Consider the following 1,303-nt stretch of genomic DNA (forward strand, 5'->3'; position numbering starts at 1 on the left):
CTCCCGACCGGGCACAGACCACCAAAATCCGTGCCGCGGCACGCCCCAACGGCCCCGATTGGCCACCACGGGCTGCGATTTCCGCGACGACGCGCAACGTGCAAGGCACGTTGCGCGCAAGTTGCGAGGCAGCGTTTCACCGGGCCCCGCCATACGCAGAAACGGGTACGCTCATGGAGATTTCCCTGGCGTACCCGGCTATCAGGCGGCTGGCATGGAGCCATGGCCTTCCTGCTGCCCTGCCGGGGCGCCCCGCGCGGGGCGCGACTCCAGCGCCAGCGCCTCGGGCTGCGCGGCCGGCAGCGGCAGCCCCAGGTACGGGCTCATTGCGGCGAAGTCCGCGCGGTTGCTGCGCCGGCGCGTGACGCCATTGAGCATGCCGCCGGCAAGCCGCGCCTCGGCGCGCGCCAGGCGCTTTAGCGTCTCATCCACTTGCGCGGCGGGCGTGACATCGGCGCGCACCACCAGCAGCGTCGAGCCGGCCAGGTTGGCCACCAGGGTGGCATCGGCCACGGCCAGCACTGGCGGCGTGTCGATGATGATCAGGTCGAAACGGGCCTTGCAGGCCTGCAGCGTCTCGGCCAGCGCCGGCATCATCAGCAGCTCGGAGGGATTCGGTGGCATCGATCCGGCCGTGATCACCGAAAGCCCCGACACCACGGTGGGCCGCACGACGGCCGAGAGTTCGGCCTGGCCCGCGAGCAGTTCGGCCAACCCCGGCTCGGCGGCCTGGTCGAACCAGTTGGCGACCTTGCCGCGGCGCAGGTCGGCGTCGATCAGCAGCACGCGCTGGCCGGCCTCGGCAAACAGCACGGCCAGGTTGACGGAAGCAAAGGTCTTGCCGGTGCCGGGTGCCGGGCTGGTCACGGCCAGCACCGCATCGGGCGCGTTGCGCACGGCGAAATGCAGGGCCGCGCGCACGCTGCGCAGGCCTTCCACCGCAAGCGCATGCGGCGAGCGCCGCGCCAGCAGGAAGCGGTCATGCAGCCCGCACCGCTGCAGCCGCTCGGCCTCGCCGGCGGAAAACCCGCCGGGTTCGGCCAACGCGCTGCCAGGAGCCGGCGCATACAGGCGCGGGCTGGGCCGGGCGGCGAAGCCCATCATCATGCCCAGGCGGCGATGCACCTCGGACTGGTGCTCAAGCTCGGTCTGCTCGCTGCTGAACGCGATCTCACCGAGCATGGGCATGCCGAGCCTCGCTTCGGCATCGGCGGCATCGGCCACCGACGGCCTGTAGCGCTGGCGCACGGCCACGCCGGCCAGCCCGAGGCACAGCCCGAGCAGCGCGCCGCCGCCGGTCAGC

At 72.2% G+C, this 1,303-nt stretch carries 1 protein-coding gene; it reads right to left on the reverse strand.

What is annotated here, in order from left to right:
* Positions 1-201: 201 nt before the first annotated feature.
* Positions 202-1,303, reverse strand: a 1,102-nt coding sequence (locus tag OR16_RS38760) for a CpsD/CapB family tyrosine-protein kinase (RefSeq protein WP_043423083.1), incomplete at its 5' end; no start/stop codon positions are given.

Origin of the sequence: Cupriavidus basilensis OR16, assembly GCF_000243095.1 — a bacterium.
Lineage (GTDB): Bacteria > Pseudomonadota > Gammaproteobacteria > Burkholderiales > Burkholderiaceae > Cupriavidus > Cupriavidus basilensis_D.